This is a genomic window from Rhizobium sp. BG4 (genome assembly GCF_016864575.1).
Taxonomy (GTDB): Bacteria; Pseudomonadota; Alphaproteobacteria; order Rhizobiales; family Rhizobiaceae; genus Rhizobium.
Window position 1 is genome coordinate 503907 of the sequence record NZ_CP044126.1, and the last position, 16840, is coordinate 520746.

The 16840-nt window shown below is 63.0% G+C and carries 17 protein-coding genes; 14 read left to right on the plus strand and 3 right to left on the minus strand.

The features are described 5' to 3' along the window. Window positions 1-5 precede the first annotated feature (5 nt). The 3 genes from F2982_RS22430 (at window position 6) to F2982_RS22440 (ending at window position 2931) form a co-directional block, all read left to right on the plus strand. Complete coding sequence (locus F2982_RS22430; RefSeq protein WP_199625279.1) at window positions 6-833, plus strand: carbohydrate ABC transporter permease; 828 nt, start codon at window positions 6-8, stop codon at window positions 831-833. A gap of 13 nt (window positions 834-846) precedes the next feature. After that, window positions 847-1128, plus strand: a complete 282-nt coding sequence (locus tag F2982_RS22435) for a DUF2160 domain-containing protein (protein ID WP_203430952.1) — start codon at window positions 847-849, stop codon at window positions 1126-1128. A gap of 78 nt (window positions 1129-1206) precedes the next feature. Continuing rightward, window positions 1207-2931, plus strand: a complete 1725-nt coding sequence (locus F2982_RS22440) for an ABC transporter substrate-binding protein (RefSeq protein WP_112711970.1) — start codon at window positions 1207-1209, stop codon at window positions 2929-2931. Window positions 2932-2977: 46 nt separating this feature from the next. Here F2982_RS22440 and F2982_RS22445 read toward each other — a convergent pair whose 3' ends face one another. Beyond that, window positions 2978-3613: a GntR family transcriptional regulator gene (locus F2982_RS22445; RefSeq protein ID WP_130283836.1), complete on the minus strand. Its 636-nt coding sequence runs from the start codon at window positions 3611-3613 to the stop codon at window positions 2978-2980. Window positions 3614-3786: 173 nt separating this feature from the next. Here F2982_RS22445 and F2982_RS22450 point away from each other — a divergent pair, with 173 nt between their 5' ends. The 6 genes from F2982_RS22450 (at window position 3787) to F2982_RS22475 (ending at window position 10292) form a co-directional block, all read left to right on the plus strand. Next, window positions 3787-5211, plus strand: a complete 1425-nt coding sequence (locus F2982_RS22450; RefSeq protein WP_203430953.1) for a M20 family metallopeptidase — start codon at window positions 3787-3789, stop codon at window positions 5209-5211. Beyond that, entirely contained in the window at window positions 5208-5927 is a 720-nt protein-coding gene (locus F2982_RS22455) for an ABC transporter permease subunit (protein WP_203430954.1), read from the plus strand. The genes F2982_RS22450 and F2982_RS22455 overlap by 4 nt, the downstream gene beginning before the upstream one ends. Further along, complete coding sequence (locus tag F2982_RS22460) at window positions 5927-6667, plus strand: ABC transporter permease (protein WP_203430955.1); 741 nt, start codon at window positions 5927-5929, stop codon at window positions 6665-6667. Before F2982_RS22455 ends, F2982_RS22460 begins: the two co-directional genes overlap by 1 nt. After that, window positions 6664-7428, plus strand: coding sequence for an ABC transporter ATP-binding protein (locus tag F2982_RS22465; protein WP_203430956.1), 765 nt, complete (start codon window positions 6664-6666; stop codon window positions 7426-7428). Before F2982_RS22460 ends, F2982_RS22465 begins: the two co-directional genes overlap by 4 nt. Before the next feature lie 34 nt (window positions 7429-7462). After that, window positions 7463-8320 (plus strand): transporter substrate-binding domain-containing protein, encoded by an 858-nt coding sequence (locus F2982_RS22470; protein ID WP_203430957.1) that lies wholly within the window; start codon window positions 7463-7465, stop codon window positions 8318-8320. 250 nt (window positions 8321-8570) lie between these two features. Next, window positions 8571-10292 (plus strand): ABC transporter ATP-binding protein, encoded by a 1722-nt coding sequence (locus F2982_RS22475; protein ID WP_130283824.1) that lies wholly within the window; start codon window positions 8571-8573, stop codon window positions 10290-10292. A gap of 18 nt (window positions 10293-10310) precedes the next feature. Here the strand turns inward: F2982_RS22475 and F2982_RS22480 are convergent, their stop codons facing one another. Then, window positions 10311-11225, minus strand: coding sequence for an AraC family transcriptional regulator (locus F2982_RS22480; RefSeq protein ID WP_203430958.1), 915 nt, complete (start codon window positions 11223-11225; stop codon window positions 10311-10313). 116 nt (window positions 11226-11341) lie between these two features. On the opposite strand from F2982_RS22480, the gene F2982_RS22485 reads away from it, so the two are divergent. The 5 genes from F2982_RS22485 (at window position 11342) to F2982_RS22505 (ending at window position 16073) form a co-directional block, all read left to right on the plus strand. Next, window positions 11342-11680 (plus strand): carboxymuconolactone decarboxylase family protein, encoded by a 339-nt coding sequence (locus tag F2982_RS22485; RefSeq protein WP_199625288.1) that lies wholly within the window; start codon window positions 11342-11344, stop codon window positions 11678-11680. 57 nt (window positions 11681-11737) lie between these two features. Next, a complete protein-coding gene (gene tehA / locus F2982_RS22490) occupies window positions 11738-12739 on the plus strand; it encodes a dicarboxylate transporter/tellurite-resistance protein TehA (RefSeq protein ID WP_203430959.1) in 1002 nt (333 codons plus the stop codon). A 125-nt stretch (window positions 12740-12864) separates the two neighbouring features. Continuing rightward, on the plus strand, window positions 12865-13827 hold the full coding sequence (locus F2982_RS22495) for a helix-turn-helix domain-containing protein (protein ID WP_112711992.1): 963 nt from the start codon (window positions 12865-12867) through the stop codon (window positions 13825-13827). Between the two features lie 135 nt (window positions 13828-13962). Further along, window positions 13963-15471 carry an aldehyde dehydrogenase gene (gene adh / locus F2982_RS22500; protein ID WP_203430960.1) on the plus strand — a complete coding sequence of 503 codons (1509 nt, stop codon included), beginning with the start codon at window positions 13963-13965 and terminating at the stop codon, window positions 15469-15471. 209 nt (window positions 15472-15680) lie between these two features. Beyond that, complete coding sequence (locus F2982_RS22505) at window positions 15681-16073, plus strand: DUF779 domain-containing protein (RefSeq protein WP_112711996.1); 393 nt, start codon at window positions 15681-15683, stop codon at window positions 16071-16073. Here the strand turns inward: F2982_RS22505 and F2982_RS22510 are convergent. Further along, window positions 16066-16833: a FadR/GntR family transcriptional regulator gene (locus F2982_RS22510; RefSeq protein WP_203430961.1), complete on the minus strand. Its 768-nt coding sequence runs from the start codon at window positions 16831-16833 to the stop codon at window positions 16066-16068. The genes F2982_RS22505 and F2982_RS22510 overlap by 8 nt on opposite strands. Window positions 16834-16840: the final 7 nt, after the last annotated feature.

The window sequence follows — 16840 nt, forward strand, 5'->3', positions numbered from 1 at the left end:
GGACCATGGCTCAGACAATGAAATACAAGCCCGCCGGAAACTTCTCCTGGGTGGTTTCGACGCTCTACATCGTCTTCCTGCTGCTGCCGATCTACTGGCTCGTCAACATGAGCTTCAAGGAGAATTCGGAGATCACCGGCGCCTTTTCGCTCTGGCCGCAGAACCCGACGCTCGCGAACTACACGGTCATCTTCACCGATCCGTCCTGGTATAACGGCTATATCAACTCGATCATCTATGTCGTTATGAACACGGTGATTTCAGTTCTGGCCGCCCTGCCTGCCGCCTACGCCTTCTCGCGCTACCGGTTCCTCGGCGACAAGCACCTGTTCTTCTGGCTGCTGACCAACCGCATGGCGCCGCCGGCGGTCTTCGCGCTGCCCTTCTTCCAGCTCTATTCGGCCTTCGGGCTGATCGACACGCATATCGCCGTGGCGCTGGCGCACTGCCTGTTCAACGTGCCGCTGGCGGTCTGGATTCTCGAAGGCTTCATGTCCGGCGTGCCGAAGGAGATCGACGAAACGGCCTATATCGACGGCTATTCGTTTCCGCGCTTCTTCGTGAAGATCTTCATGCCGCTGATCGCCAGCGGCGTCGGCGTCGCCGCCTTCTTCTGCTTCATGTTCTCGTGGGTAGAGCTGCTGCTGGCCCGCACGCTGACGACGACGGCCGCCAAGCCGATCTCGGCAATCATGACGCGCACCGTTTCAGCAGCAGGCATGGATTGGGGCGTGCTGGCGGCGGCCGGTGTGCTGACCATCGTGCCCGGCGCTCTCGTCATCTATTTCGTCCGCAACTACATCGCCAAGGGCTTTGCCCTGGGCCGCGTCTGAGGAGGAGACGACCATGACCTTTTCCTGGATGGCCTGGACGCTGCCGACGGCGCTGTTCTTCCTGACGATCCTGGTGCTGCTCGTCGGCATGAGCGTCTGGGAATATTTCGTGCCCGGCGGCTCGCCGCGCACCGGCCTGCTGCGCTTCGAGACGACGCGCGGCGACCGTCTGTTCATTTCGCTGCTGGGGGCAGCGTTCATTCATCTGGCATGGCTAGGTCTTGTTGGACCCGGCCTGTGGTGGGCTCTTGGCATCTCCGTGATCTACGCCATCGGCGTGTTCCGATACGTGTGATGCCAAGGTGAGACAGATGGCCGGGGTACTGGCCGCCTGAGACGTGAAGACTGCAATCGCAAACCCTGGGAGGATATTATGCGACGGCATCTACTAGCGACGACAGCAGGCATTTTGCTGGCAATGACGGGCTCTGCCTATGCCGGCATGGACGAGGCGAAGACCTTCCTCGACAAGGAGATCGGCGATCTATCGTCGCTCCCGCGCGCCGACCAGGAAAAGGAAATGCAGTGGTTCATCGACGCTGCCAAGCCCTTCTCCGGGATGGACATCAAGGTCGTTTCCGAAACCCTGACGACCCACGAATATGAATCCAAGGTGCTGGCGCCCGCCTTCACGGCGATCACCGGCATCAAGATCACCCACGACCTGATCGGCGAGGGCGACGTCGTCGAAAAGCTTCAGACGCAGATGCAGTCGGGCGAGAACATCTACGACGCCTATGTCAACGACTCCGACCTGATCGGCACCCATTGGCGCTACCAGCAGGCCCGCTCGCTGACCGACTGGATGGCGAACGAAGGCAAGGATGTCACCAATCCCGGTCTCGACATCGACGACTTCATCGGCACCAAGTTCACGACCGCGCCGGACAAGAAGCTCTATCAGCTTCCCGACCAGCAGTTCGCGAACCTCTACTGGTTCCGCTACGACTGGTTCAACGACGAGAAGAACAAGGCCGACTTCAAGGCGAAGTACGGCTACGATCTCGGCGTCCCGGTCAACTGGTCGGCCTATGAGGACATCGCCGAATTCTTCACCGGCCGCGACATCGGCGGCAAGAAGGTCTTCGGCCATATGGACTACGGCAAGAAGGACCCGTCGCTCGGCTGGCGCTTCACAGACGCCTGGCTGTCGATGGCCGGCAATGGCGACAAGGGCCTCCCGAACGGTCTTCCGGTCGACGAGTGGGGCATCAAGGTCGACGAGAACTCCCGTCCCGTCGGCTCGTGCGTCGCTCGCGGCGGCGATACCAACGGCCCGGCCGCCGTCTACTCGATCCAGAAATATCTGGATTGGTTGAAGGCCTATGCCCCGCCGGCAGCGCAGGGCATGAACTTCTCCGAATCCGGCCCGGTTCCGGCGCAGGGCGAAGTGGCTCAGCAGATCTTCTGGTACACGGCCTTTACGGCTGATGCCGTCAAGCCCGGCCTGCCCGTCGTCAACGAGGACGGCACGCCGAAATGGCGCATGGCGCCCTCACCGCACGGCGTCTACTGGAAGGATGGCATGAAGCTCGGCTATCAGGACGTCGGTTCCTGGACGCTGATGAAGTCGACCCCCGATGACCGCGCCAAGGCCGCATGGCTCTACGCGCAGTTCGTGACGTCGAAGACCGTGGACGTGAAGAAGAGCCATGTCGGCCTGACCTTCATCCGCGAGTCGACCATTCGCGACAAGAGCTTCACGGAGCGCGCTCCCAAGCTCGGCGGTCTGATCGAGTTCTATCGCTCGCCCGCCCGCGTCCAGTGGTCGCCGACCGGCACCAACGTTCCTGACTATCCGAAGCTCGCACAGCTCTGGTGGCAGGCCGTCGGTGACGCCTCTTCCGGCGCCAAGACCGCGCAGGAAGCCATGGATTCGCTTTGCTCCGAGCAGGAAAAGGTGCTGCAGCGCCTCGAACGCGCCAAAGTTCAGGGTGACATCGGGCCGAAGCTCGCCGAGGAGCACGATCTCGAATACTGGAACAAGGATGCCGTCGCCAAGGGCAACCTCGCTCCGCAGCTGAAGATCGAAAACGAGAAGGAAAAGCCGGTCACGATCAATTACGACGAGCTCGTCAAGAGCTGGCAGTCCAACTGATCATGACCGTGCGGGCCGGGGGAGACGAGGCTCCCGGCCTGCTTCATCAACGCTGCAGGATGTGCTGGCGGACCAGCTCCTTCAGCTTCTCGACATTTCCGGCCGCGATCGCATCGATCATCTGATGATGCTCGCGGCCGGATTGTTCGACCCGGGCGCGCGTGCGCCATTGCGAGACCGGTGCTGAAGACGTTCTCTGCCGAATCTCGGTGATGAGATCGACGAGTTCGATATTGCCGCCGAGCGTCAGCAGCTGGCGATGAAAGGCCAGATTGGCTTCGTAGAGCTCCAGCATCGTTCCGTTCAGCACCATCAGGTCGAAGTGATCGGCAAGCTTCCTGAGCTTTGCGATCTCGTCGGCCGCGGCGTTCGAAACGATCGTTGCCGCGATCGCGGTTTCCAGGATGATGCGGATCTCGCTGACTTCCTGGGCGCGGCGGCCATCCGGCTCATAGACGTGGTAGCCGCGGTTCGGGACATGCTCGACAAGGCGCTTCTGCGCGAGCCGATCCAATGCACGACGCACTTCGGGGCGCGTGCACTTGTAGCGGCGCTCGAGATCGATCTGCTTCAGCCAGGTGCCGGGCAGCAGCACACCGGCCAGAATGTCCTGCAGGATGAAGTCCGTCACGTCGCGCGCGCTGGCCGATTCCGGCTCTTCTTCCATCACGACGTCAGCCATTTCCAATCCCCTTTTTCATCACCGATAACACGCCTGTTTGAAATTCTGTAGGCGTGGCAACCGTTTGAGTTCGTCCAAAATTTATTCATGCCCATGGATTGCGCGAAAATTTTTTGTAACCTAAATTGGCGCCAATTTTGGATACTATGCGAAACGAAGCCGTTTTGAAAGTCATGAAAAACACCGAAGCCGTCTGGGACATCGTCGAAGCCAAGAGCGAAGCCTTCGCCGCATTGAGCGATCGCATCTGGGATATGCCGGAGACGAATTACGAAGAGTATCGCTCCGCCGAAGAGCACGCCCGCCAGCTGGAAGCCGAGGGCTTCAGGGTCGAGCGCGGCATTGCCGGCCTGCCGACGGCTGTGATGGGTGAAGCCGGCGAAGACGGCCCGGTCATTGCCATTCTCGGCGAATTCGACGCCCTGCCCGGCCTGAGCCAGATTGCCGGCATCGCGGAAAAGCGCGAAGCCTCCGTCAACGGCAACGGCCACGGCTGCGGGCACAACATGCTCGGCGCCGGATCGATGCTGGCGGCTTCCGCCGTCAAGGATTTCCTCGCCGAGAACGGCCTGAAGGGCCGCATCCGCTATTACGGCTGCCCGGCCGAAGAAGGCGGCTCGTCGAAGGGCTTCATGGTGCGCGCCGGCGTCTTCGACGATGTCGATATCGCCATCTGCTGGCACCCGGCGGCCTTTGCCGGTGTCAACAATCCGGTCTCGCTCGCCTGCAACGAGCTGAACTTCCATTTCAGCGGCCGCGCTTCGCATGCCTCGGCTACGCCGCATCTCGGCCGCAGCGCGCTCGATGCCGTCGAGCTGATGAACGTCGGCGTCAACTACATGCGCGAGCACATGCCGTCGAGCGCGCGTATCCACTATGCCGTGACCGATACCGGCGGCTCGGCCCCGAATGTCGTGCAGGCCAAGGCAACGGTGCGCTACCTCGTGCGCGCCCGCAACCTGCCCGAACTGCTGTCGCTGGTCGCCCGCGTCAAGAAGGTTGCCGAGGGTGCTGCGCTGATGACCGAGACCACGGTGCGCAGCGAAGTGATCAGCGGCGACGCCAATCTCGTCGGCAACGTGCCGCTCGAGGACCTGATGTTTGCCAATCTCCAGCGCCTCGGCGCGCCCGTCTTCGACGATGCCGACCGCGAGACGGCCCGCAAGTTCCAGGCGACGATGAGCCCCGAGGACATCGCCTCGTCCTATGCCCGGTTCGGCCTGAAGCCGAAGAAGGACCAGCCGCTCTGCGAGGAAATCTTCCCGCTTTATGCCGGCGACAGCTCCATCGTCGGCTCCACCGATGTCGGCAGCGTCAGCTGGGTGGTTCCGACCGTCCAGATGCGCGGCGCCACCTATGCGATCGGCACGCCCGGCCATTCCTGGCAGCTCGTTGCCCAGGGCAAACTTCCGGCTGCCCACAAGGGCACGGAACACGCGGCGAAGGTCATGGCGAGCACCGCCATCGACCTGATCCGCAATCCCGATCTCATCGAGGCGGCCAAGGCGGACCTGAAGGGCCGCCTCGATGGGACGCCATTCGTCAATCCGATCCCTGACGACGTGCAGCCGCCGCTTCCCGAAAGGCAGGCGTCATGAACCAGCCGGGCATCCTCGAGCTTATCAGCTTCGGCCCCGACGGATGGGGCAAGGCGCTGCTTGCAGGCGCGTGGATGACCGTTCTGATCGCGCTCGCAGGCTATTCGACCGGCGCCGTGATCGGTTCCTTCGGCGCATGGGCGAAAATATCGGGTGGCCGCGGCCTGAAGATCGCGGCTGATACCTATACGACAGTCCTTCGCGGCATCCCGGATCTGCTCGTCATCTACCTCTTCTATTTCGGCGGCAGCGCTGCCGTCACCGCGATCGGCAAGCTGTTCGGCGCCGAGGGCTTTCTCGGCTTCCCGGGCTTTCTTGCCGGTTCGCTCGCCGTCGGCGTGACCTCCGGCGCCCAGTTCACCGAAGTCTTCCGCGGCGCCTTCAAGGCGGTCCATCCCGGTGAAATCGAAGCGGCGATCGCCTGCGGCATGGGCCGCGCCCTGCGCTTCCGGCGCATCATCGCGCCGTTGACGCTGCGCCATGCACTGCCCGGCCTCGGCAATGTCTGGCAGGTCGTCCTGAAGGAATCCGCCCTCGTCTCCATCACCGGCGTCGCCGAGTTGCTGCGCCAGACGCAGATCGCCGCCGGCTCTACCGGCCTGCCCTTCGATTTCTACGTTATCGCCGGGGCGATCTACCTCGTCATCTCCACCGGCTCCGGCCTGTTTCTGCGGCGTGCCGAAAAGCACTTTTCGCGTGGCGTGAGGAGAGGCTGATGGACTTGCAATTTCTGTTTGAGACCTTCGTCAGCCTGGTTTCAGCCATTCCGCTGACCCTTGAGCTTGCTGCCACCTCGATTGCGCTCGGCGCCGTCCTGGCGCTGGCCATCGCCCTCTGCCGCCTTTCCGGCAACAAGGCGCTCGAGTGGTTCGCCCGCAGCTATGTCTTCGTCTTCCGCGGCACGCCGCTGCTCGTCCAGATCTTCCTGCTCTATTACGGCCTCGGCCAGTTCCCGGCCGTCCGCCACAGCATCTTCTGGCCGTTCCTGCGCGAGCCCTATTGGTGTGCCGTGCTGGCGCTGACCATGAATACTGCCGCCTATGCCAGCGAAATCATCCGTGGTGGCCTGCTTTCGGTTCCCTTCGGCCAGATCGAAGCGGCCCGCGCCTGCGGCATGCCACGGCTGATGCAATTCCGCCGCATCGTGCTGCCGCTCGCGGTTCGCCAGGCCCTGCCCGGCTACAGCAACGAGATGATCTCGATGGTCAAGGCCACCTCGCTCGCCTCGATCATCACGCTGATGGAAGTCACCGGCGTCGCCGCCCGCATCATCTCGGAATCCTACCGGGCGATCGAAGTCTTCATCGTTGCCGGAGCCATCTACCTGGCGATCAACTTCCTGCTGACCCGGCTCGTCCATCTCGTCGAATACTGGCTGAGCCCGCATCTGCGCCAGCCCGTTCCCTATCATCCGGCAGTGAAAGCTGCGCCCGCACTTGAAGGAGACGCCCGATGACCGCGGCAACCGCTCTCAGCGTCAAGAACCTGCACAAGAGTTTCGGCAATGTCGAAGTGCTGAAGGGCATTTCGCTCGATGCCCACGAGGGCGACGTCGTCTCGATCCTCGGCTCGTCCGGCTCCGGCAAGTCGACCTTCCTGCGCTGCGTCAACCTGTTGGAAACGCCGAATTCCGGCGACGTGACGGTGGCCGGCGAGACGATCCGCATGCTGCCCGACGCCAAAGGCCGCAGCCGTCCGGCCGACCGCAAGCAGGTCGACCGCATCCGCTCGCAACTCGGCATGGTGTTCCAGAGCTTCAATCTCTGGTCCCACAAGACCGTGCTGGAAAACGTCATCGAGGCGCCCGTTCACGTGCAGGGGCGCAACCGCGCCGAATGCATCGAGGAAGCCGAGGCGCTGCTTGCCAAGGTCGGCATCGCCGAGAAGCGCAATTTCTATCCGGCCCACCTTTCCGGCGGCCAGCAGCAGCGCGCCGCGATTGCCCGTGCGCTCGCCATGCGCCCGAAGGTGATGCTGTTCGACGAGCCGACTTCGGCGCTCGATCCCGAGCTCGTCGGTGAAGTGCTGCGCGTCATGCGCGCGCTCGCCGAAGAAGGCCGCACGATGCTGGTCGTCACCCACGAGATGGGTTTTGCCCGCGACGTCTCGAGCCGCGTCGTCTTCCTGCATCAGGGCGTCGTCGAAGAAGACGGTCGCCCGCAGGACGTCTTTGCCAATTCGCGCTCGGAACGCTTCCGGCAGTTCATCAGCAAATAATCTCTCAGCCCAAACCAAGAAAAGGGGAGCTAAAATGACAATTCTTTCGCGGGTTCTGACCGCAGCGGCCGCAATGGCGGTTATTGCTACCGCAGGCATCGCCCATGCCGACGACAAGAAGTGGACGACGGTGACGATCGCCACCGAAGGTGCGTTCAAGCCTTACAACTTCACCAAGCCGGACGGCACGCTTGACGGCTACGAGATCGAGCTCACCAAGTATCTCTGCGCCCACATGAAGGTCGAGTGCAAGGTCGTCGTCCAGAACTTCGACGGTATGATCCCGGGTCTGAATGCCGGCAAGTTCGACGCCATCATCTCCGGCATGTCGGCGACCGCCAAGCGCGAGGAAGTGATCGCCTTCAGCGATTCCTACGGCTCCACCGGCCAGGCTTTCGCCACCTCGAAGGAAAGCGATCTGGCAGGCCTGCCTGAGAAGGGCCAGGTCTTCTCGCTCGCCAGCGACGAGGCCGGCGCCGCCGCCGAGATCGAGAAGATCAAGCCGGCGCTGCAGGGCAAGACCATCGGTGTGCAGACCGCTTCCACCGCCGCCGCCTTCGTCGACAAGTACTTGAAGGGCGTCGTCGAGGTTCGCGAGTACAAGACCACCGAAGAACATGACCTCGACCTCAAGGCCGGCCGCGTCGATCTGGTGATGGCCTCGATGGCCTATCTCACCACCGCTTCGCAGAAGCCTGGCAACGAAGACATGACGACGACGGGTCCGCGCTTCCAGGGCGGCTTCCTCGGTCGCGGCAGCTCGGTCGGTCTGCGCAAGGACGATACCGCGCTGAAGGCGCTGTTCAACGAAGCGATCGCTTCCGCCAAGGCCGACGGCACGATCAAGACGCTGTCGGAAAAGTGGTTCGGCTTCGACGTCACGCCGAAGTGAGGCACTGACGCTTTGCATTCTCAGAGCCCGGCGATGCGCAGCCTCGCCGGGCTTTCTTGTTTTCAGCACAATCTGTAGTGACAGCGCGATGCTGTCATACTATAAGTCCCTGCAGCGACTCATGAAGGAGGATCGTCACGATGCGAAATCTCGGCACAACACAACGCTGAACAGCGGTGCCGATTGGGCTCGTCTGTTCGGCCCGCTTCCCATCCTACGATCTTGACAGATACTGCCCTGGAGGGCACTCATGTTTCGTCGCTTCTTCTCCTACTATGCGCGTTACAAGCGCTTGTTTTTCCTTGATTTCGGCTGCGCCGTCATTGCCGGCCTGCTGGAACTGGGCTTTCCCCTTGCCGTCAAGCTCTTCGTCGACGAGCTGCTTCCCGGCCGTGACTGGGGGCTGATCGCCGCCGTCGCGGCTGCGCTGCTCGCGGTCTATGCCGTCAACACCGGCCTGATGGCTGTGGTCAACTATTGGGGTCATGCGCTCGGCATCTCGATCGAGTCCGACATGCGCCGCCAGGCCTTCGATCACATCCAGAAGCTGTCGTTCAGCTATTTCGACAACAACAAGACCGGCCACCTGATCACGCACGTCACCAAGGATCTCGAAGAGGTGGGCGAAGTCGCCCATCACGGTCCCGAGGACGTATTCATCGCCATCATGACCTTCATCGGCGCCTTCATCCTGATGTTCACGGTGCATTGGAAGCTGGCGCTGCTGACGACGACGATCGTGCCGTTCATGACATGGCTGGTCAGCCGCTATGGCGCGAAAATGACGGTCACCTGGCGCAACCTCTTCCGCAAGGTCGGCGACTTCAACACCCGCGTTCAGGAAAGCGTCGGCGGCATCCGCGTCGTCAAGGCCTTCGGCAACGAAGGCTATGAGAGCGAGCTTTTCGCCCTCAATAATGAAGGTTATCGCGAGACCAAGCTCAGCGCCTATCGCTATATGACGGCGAGCATTGCGCTCAGCTATCTCAGCACCCGGCTGGTGCAGCTAGTCATCATGGTTGCCGGCACGTTCTACGTCGTCAATGGCGAGCTGACCTATGGCGGCTTCGTCGGCTTCCTGCTGCTCGTCAATGTCTTCTTCCACCCGATCGACAAGATCACCTCAGTGCTCGAAATGTATCCGAAGGGGATTGCCGGCTTTAAGCGCTTCATCTCGCTGATCGACACCGAGCCGGATCTTGCCGACCGTCCGGATGCCGTCACCGTTAGGTCGCTGCACGGCGATATCGCCTACAAGGACGTCTCCTTCGGCTATTCCGATCACGGCAAGGTGCTGGACAAGCTGAACCTGACGATCTCTGCAGGCGAGACCGTCGCCTTCGTCGGCCCTTCGGGCGCCGGCAAGACGACGATCTGCTCGCTGCTGCCGCGCTTCTACGATGTCACATCGGGCGCCATCACCATCGATGGCATCGATATCCGCGACATGACGCAGGCCTCGCTGCGCAGCCAGATCGGCATCGTGCAGCAGGATGTTTTCCTGTTCGGCTCGACCATCCGCGAGAATATCGCCTATGGCCGTCTCGGCGCATCGGATGCGGACATCATGGAAGCACTCAGGCGCTCGTCGCTCGACGAGTTCGTCCGTTCGCTTCCCGCGGGTCTCGATACGCCGACCGGCGAGCGTGGCGTCAAGCTCTCGGGCGGCCAGAAGCAGCGCCTGGCAATCGCCCGTATATTCCTGAAGAACCCGCCGATCCTGATCCTCGACGAGGCGACCTCGGCGCTCGATACGGCAACGGAATATGCGATCCAGCAGGCGCTTTCGGAACTGTCGGAAGGACGCACGACGCTCGTCGTCGCCCACCGCCTGGCCACCATCCGCAACGCCGACCGGATCGTGGTGATGGGTCCCCGCGGCATCGAGGAGCAAGGCACGCATGCCGAACTTCTTGCCCGCAATGGCGCCTATTCCCGCTTGCACAACGCCCAGTTCGGCGCCGTCGCCTGACGAAAAGCCCGGCGCGCTTCAGACCATCTGCTGCCTGAAGCGCGCCGGCGGCACTCCACGCCTTGCCTTGAATGCCTTGCCGAAGGCCGCCTCCGAGTCATAGCCGACCTCGGCGGCGATATCGGCGACTGTTCGGCGGGTGCGGATCAGCAGGTCGCTGGCGAGCGTCATCCTGAGATCGGTCACGAAGCCCGCCACCGTCATCCCCGACGTTTCCTTGAACTGTCTGGCATAGGTGGCGCGTGACATGGCGCTGAGCGAGGCCAGCCGGTCGATCGTCCAATCCTCCGCCGGGTTCGCGATCACAGCCTTCAATGCCCGCGAGAAGCGGGGATTGGCGATCAGCGCCAGGAGGCCCGCGGTGCCGAGCGCGGCCGTATTCTGCGCCCTCAGCGCCATCGTCAGCAGCGCAAGACAGATCGCCGTCGCGATCGTCAGCGCCCCGGCTTCCTGATGCATCGCCTCGTCGCGGAGGACGCCGACGAGCAGCTTCAGCGTCTCCTCCGACTGCGCTCCGGCAAGCGAGGCATGAAAGACATCGGGCAAGGTATCGAGCAGCAACGACGACGACCCCGTAGCCGAATTGAAATGCCCGCAGAGCAGATCCACATCGGGCGCTCCCTCCCCGTTCTCTCGCACCGGCAGCATGCCGTCATGGGTGAGCCGCACCGGGCGCGGCCCGGCACCGCTCTCGCGGCCGACGATCAGATGCGCCTCGCCGCGCGGCAGCATGAGGAAATCCCCTGCCGTCAATTCGACCACCCGCCGGTCGGGAAGCCGCAGGCGGCAGTTGCCGGACAGGACCACATGAAACGGGATGACGCCGCGGCCGGCCGGTTCGTGGTCGATCTCGAACGCGCCTTCGAGGCGACAGCGGATGTCCAGGCTGGTGCGAAGCCCGGCAAGATCGATAAGGCGGCTGAGAATATCCATGAGACGATCGCGCTAGAAATTGAACTTATTGAGCATTCATCGGATCGCACGAAAAGTCCATATTCCATCTCAACAGACAGCGAGAGAGCTGCTGCAGATGATGGAAAGGCAAAGTCATGTTGAACTGGAAAGAATATCGTAGCCAGCTGATCGCCCGGATCGGTGAATTCGGCAAGACCGTTCCTGAGACGGTGAAGGGCTACCAGACGCTTTCGACCGCCGGGCAGAAGACGAACTACCTGGATGCGAAGCACCGCGAGCTGATCGCGCTCGCAGTCGCCGTCACAGTGCGTTGCGATGGCTGTATCGCCGTCCATACGACCGAGGCCCTGAAGCAGGGTGCGACCAAGGAAGAAATCTCCGAAGCGCTCGGTGTTGCGGTGGCTATCAATGCCGGCGCCGCCATGGTCTATTCTGCCCGCGTTCTCGACGCCGCCGAGGCGATCGCCAAGTAAGTGCATTCGACGATGCGGGAGGCGCGACGCCTTCCGCTCCCCTGATGAAGCGAGGTCATGGCAATGCAAGCTGCAGACATTCCGGCAAGGACCGGTTTTCAGATGCCGCGCGTCCCGGCATCCTTCTTCGGCATGGTGCTCGGCATTGCCGGGCTCGGCAATAGCTGGCGGGCAGCCGCCTCCGTCTGGGGACTGCCGGCCGCACCGGGCGAGATCCTCAGCCTGCTGGCAGTCGCCGTCTGGTTCGTCGTCGGCGTCCTCTATGGCTTGAAGTGGCTGAACGCCCGCGGCGAAGCGCTGGCGGAGCTGGAACATGCGGTGCAATGCTGCTTCGTCGGCCTCGCCGGTGTGGCAACCATGCTCGCAGGGCTCGCGCTGCTGCCCTATTCGCGGCCGGCCACCGAAATCCTCTTTGCCGCCGGTTTCGTCTTCACCTTCGCCTTCGCCCTGTGGCGGACCGGAGCCTTGTGGCAGGGCGGCCGCGACGTGACCACGACGACGCCGGTCCTCTACCTGCCGACGGTCGCAGGTTCCTTCGTCAGTGCTATCGTTCTCGGTGCGCTCGGCTTTCAGGAGCTCGGTCAGCTCGCCTTCGGCGCCGGTTTCTTCGCCTGGCTGGCGATCGACTCGGTCTTGCTGCATCGGCTGCTGACGGCACCCGAACTTGCAGTACAGCTGCGGCCGACGCTCGGCATCCAGCTTGCCCCTCCGGCTGTCGGCAGCGTCGCCTATCTCAGCGTCAATGGCGGAACGCCGGATATGCTGCTTCATGCGATGCTGGGTTACGCCATCCTCGAGGCTGCCATCCTGTTGCGCCTGCTGCCGTGGATCACCAAGCAGCCTTTCGCCGGCTCCTACTGGGCCTTCACCTTCGGCGCCACGGCGCTGGCGACAGCCGCCATCCGCGTCGCAAGCCACAGCAGCGATGCCGCACTCCAGGGCCTTGCGGTGGTGATCTTCATCGCCGTCACCGCCATCGTCGGCTTTATCGCGATCGGCACGCTCTGGCTCATCGCCCGCGGCAAGCTTCTGCCTGCCGCACAGCCGAAGGCCAGCTGACGCATCGAACTGTCGCAGATCTGCGACAGTTCCCACGCTGCATGGAATGGGCTGCTTAATTAAGCAGAATTGCAATGAGACGGCATTTGCCCCAGACTGCGGTCTACGTTCCGTGGGAGGAGCAGATGCACGAATTCACAGCGCATGCCGACCATGTCTATACGTGGGCGCAGCAGAACTCTGCGGCCGCCAGCTCCCCGATCGTCGCCTCCTGGCGCCGCTGCATGGACAAGCATCAGCTGACCCCTGAAGAGAAGCGCGCGCCGCTGCGCCTGACCGAGCAGGAATTCCGCCTCGCCCGCGAACAATCCGAACAGCTGATCCGCGACGCAAACGACGAGCTCGACAAGCTGTTCCTGACGGTCGGCAAGGCGGGCTGCTGCCTGCTTCTGACCTGCCGCGAGGGCGTCGCGCTTGAGCGGCGCGGAGCGAGCGCCGACGACAAGGAATTCAACGACCTCGGCCTCTGGACCGGTTCCGTGTGGACCGAGGCCAGCATCGGCACCAACGGCATCGGCACGGCGCTCGCGGACGAGCGCTCCGTCTCGATCTTTCGCGACCAGCACTTCCTGTCCTCGAATATCAAGCTCAGCTGTACCACCGCGCCGATCCGCGACCATCGCGGCCAGCTGGCTGCAGCGCTCGACATCTCGACCTGCCGCGACGACGTCAACGAGATGACCCTGTCGATCCTGGCGCAGGCCGTGCGCGACGCGGCGATGCGCATCGAGCTCAACATCTTCCGCAGCGCCTTTGCCGGTTCGCGCTTCCTGATGGTGCCCTCCGGCACCAATTCGGCAGCAGCCCTGCTTGCCGTCGACCGGCACGACCTCGTGCTCGGTGCCACCCGCGCTGCACGGCTGGCACTCAAACTCGACGACCGCCGGATCGCCGCCGGCATCCCGGCCGCCGATGCGCTACAGGAAAGCCGCCCGGCTGACGGCGAGGAAGCGTTGATGGATGCCGAGCGCGCCGCTCTCCTCAGGGCGCTGACACGCACCAACGGCAATGTCTCGCAGGCGGCTGCCAATCTCGGCATGAGCCGCGCCACGCTTCACCGCAAGATGAAGCGGTTGAACCTCCACTGATGGTTCTCGCCTGTCGCAGCGCTGCGACAGTGTGCAGTGCGGCATTGCTCCGGGCGGGTATTTCGAAGAGCAAAAGACGAGCAGATTTCCTCCACCGGTTCACTCCTGAACCAGGCATCATCAAGGGAGGATGACATGCTGCATCAGAAAATCGTCGAGTCGCCGTTCAAGCTGAAATACGGCAACTATATCGGCGGGGAGTGGCGCGAGCCGATCGGCGGCAGATATTTCGACAACATCACGCCGGTCACCGGCGGCAAGCTCTGCGAGATCCCGCGCTCCGACGAGAAGGATATCAACGCTGCCATCGATGCCGCCCACGCGGCCAAGGACAAGTGGGGCCGCACGGCACCGGGCGAACGCTCCAATATCCTGATGAAGATCGCCCAGCGCATGGAAGACAAGCTGGAGCTTCTGGCACAGGCCGAAACCTGGGACAACGGCAAACCGATCCGCGAAACCATGGCGGCCGATATTCCGCTGGCAATCGACCATTTCCGCTACTTCGCCTCCTGCATCCGCGCCCAGGAAGGCTCGATCGGCGAGATCGACAATGACACCGTCGCCTATCACTTCCACGAGCCGCTCGGCGTCGTCGGCCAGATCATTCCGTGGAACTTCCCGATCCTGATGGCTGCCTGGAAGCTTGCGCCGGCGCTTGCCGCCGGCAACTGCGTCGTGCTGAAGCCCGCCGAACAGACCCCTGCGTCTATCCTCGTCTGGGCCGAACTGGTCGGCGACCTGCTGCCGCCTGGTGTTCTCAACATCGTCAACGGTTTCGGCCTCGAAGCCGGCAAGCCGCTGGCGACAAGCCCGCGGATCGCCAAGATCGCCTTCACCGGCGAGACCTCGACTGGCCGGCTGATCATGCAATATGCCAGCCAGAACCTGATCCCCGTCACGCTGGAACTCGGCGGCAAGTCGCCCAACATCTTCTTTGCCGACGTGATGGCCGAGGATGACGACTTCCTCGACAAGGCGCTCGAAGGCTTTGCGATGTTCGCGCTGAACCAGGGCGAGGTCTGCACCTGCCCGAGCCGCGCACTCGTTCAGGAATCCATTTACGACCGCTTCATGGAGAAGGCCGTCAAGCGCGTGGAAGCCATCAAGCAGGGCAACCCGCTCGATAGCGCGACGATGATCGGTGCACAGGCATCGAGCGAGCAGCTGGAGAAGATCCTCGCCTATCTCGACATCGGCAGGCAGGAAGGCGCTCAGGTGCTGACCGGCGGCGCCCGCAACGATCTCGGCGGCGAGCTGGCGAACGGCTACTACGTCAAGCCGACGATCTTCAAGGGCCACAACAAGATGCGGGTCTTCCAGGAAGAGATCTTCGGCCCGGTCGTCTCCGTCACCACCTTCAAGGACGAGAAGGAAGCGCTCGAGATCGCCAACGACACGCTCTACGGCCTCGGCGCCGGTGTCTGGACCCGCGACGGCAACCGCGCCTACCGCTTCGGCCGTGAAATCCAGGCCGGCCGCGTCTGGACCAATTGCTACCACGCCTACCCGGCCCACGCGGCCTTCGGCGGCTACAAGCAATCCGGCATCGGCCGCGAGACCCACAAGATGATGCTCGACCACTACCAGCAGACCAAGAACATGCTGGTGAGCTACAGCCCGAAGGCGCTTGGGTTCTTTTGAGAAGGACGGGCGGGAGGCGGAAAGTCCCCTCCCCAACCCCTCCCCACAAGGGGGAGGGGCTAAGCCGTTGGGCTCTCCGCGCTTCATAGCAACCTCGCGTTCGCGAGAACGCTGATTTGCGAAGCGGGGCGGTGCCTCAAGTTAGTCCCTCCCCCTTGTGGGGAGGGGTTGGGGAGGGGTTTTCCCTCCTCATCCACGGGAGGAACAACATGGAAGACACAATCAACGGCGAACCGCGCGTGCTTGCCACCGACGCTGCAATCGACCTGATCGGCGAAATCCGCGCCGATCATCCGGATATCCTGTTTCACCAGTCCGGCGGCTGCTGCGATGGTTCATCGCCGATGTGCTATCCGGCCGATGAATTCCGCGTGGGGGAAACAGATGTCAAACTGGGCGAGATCGCCGGTGTCCCGGTCTATATCAGCGGCAGCCAGTTCGAGGTCTGGAAGCACACGCAACTGATCATCGATGTGGTGCCCGGCCGCGGCGGGATGTTCTCGCTCGACAACGGACGCGAGAAACGCTTCCTCACCCGCTCGCGCATCTTCGGAGGCGGCGAGGCCTGCGCTATTCCGGATATCGGCAGACGGGCTATTTGAACGAAAGATCGAGGACGCGGCCTTCGAACAGGCGGTCGCGCGAGCCTTCGAGGTGGGTCTGCATCAGGTTGCGCGCATCGTCGGCGCGGCCTTCGGCGACGGCCCGGTAGATCTCGTTATGCTCTTCGTAGACCTGCTCCAGTCCCTGGCGCGGACCGAGCAGCGACAGGCCGTGCAGATGCATGCCGACGGCGATATGCGGCTTCAGCGCATCGAGCGAGGCGGTGTAATAGTGATTGTTGGCGGCCTCGGCGACAGCGCGATGGAAGACGAAGTCGGCGTCGCTGCGGTGCAGCTGGTGGCTCGTTGCTTCCCGGAGATCGGAGAGCGCAGAAGCAATCTTCTGGATTGCTTGCTCGTCGCGCCGCTTGGCGGCGAAAAAGGCAGCGGCCGGCTCGATCGTCAGGCGGAATTCATAGCAGCGCTGGATATCGGCGATCGTCTTGACCGGCGAATAGGCAAGCTGCGTCGTCGGCGAGCCATGGGCGCTGACGAAGGTGCCGGCGCCCTGGCGGGCGTAGACGGTGCCCTGCTCGCGAAGCTTGGCGAGCGCATCGCGCACGATCGGCCTGGAGACGCCGAGCATCGATGCGAGTTCATGCTCGCCCGGCAGGCGCGAATCCGGCGGATAGTTGCCGGCGCGGATGCGCTCGAGGATCTGGTCGAAGACGCGGTCGACGAGTTTCACGGCCTTGCCGCGCTCGGGCTTTGCAGCCGGACCGTTACCCGCATTCAACGATGCGCCATTTGCTTCATCCACACCCATT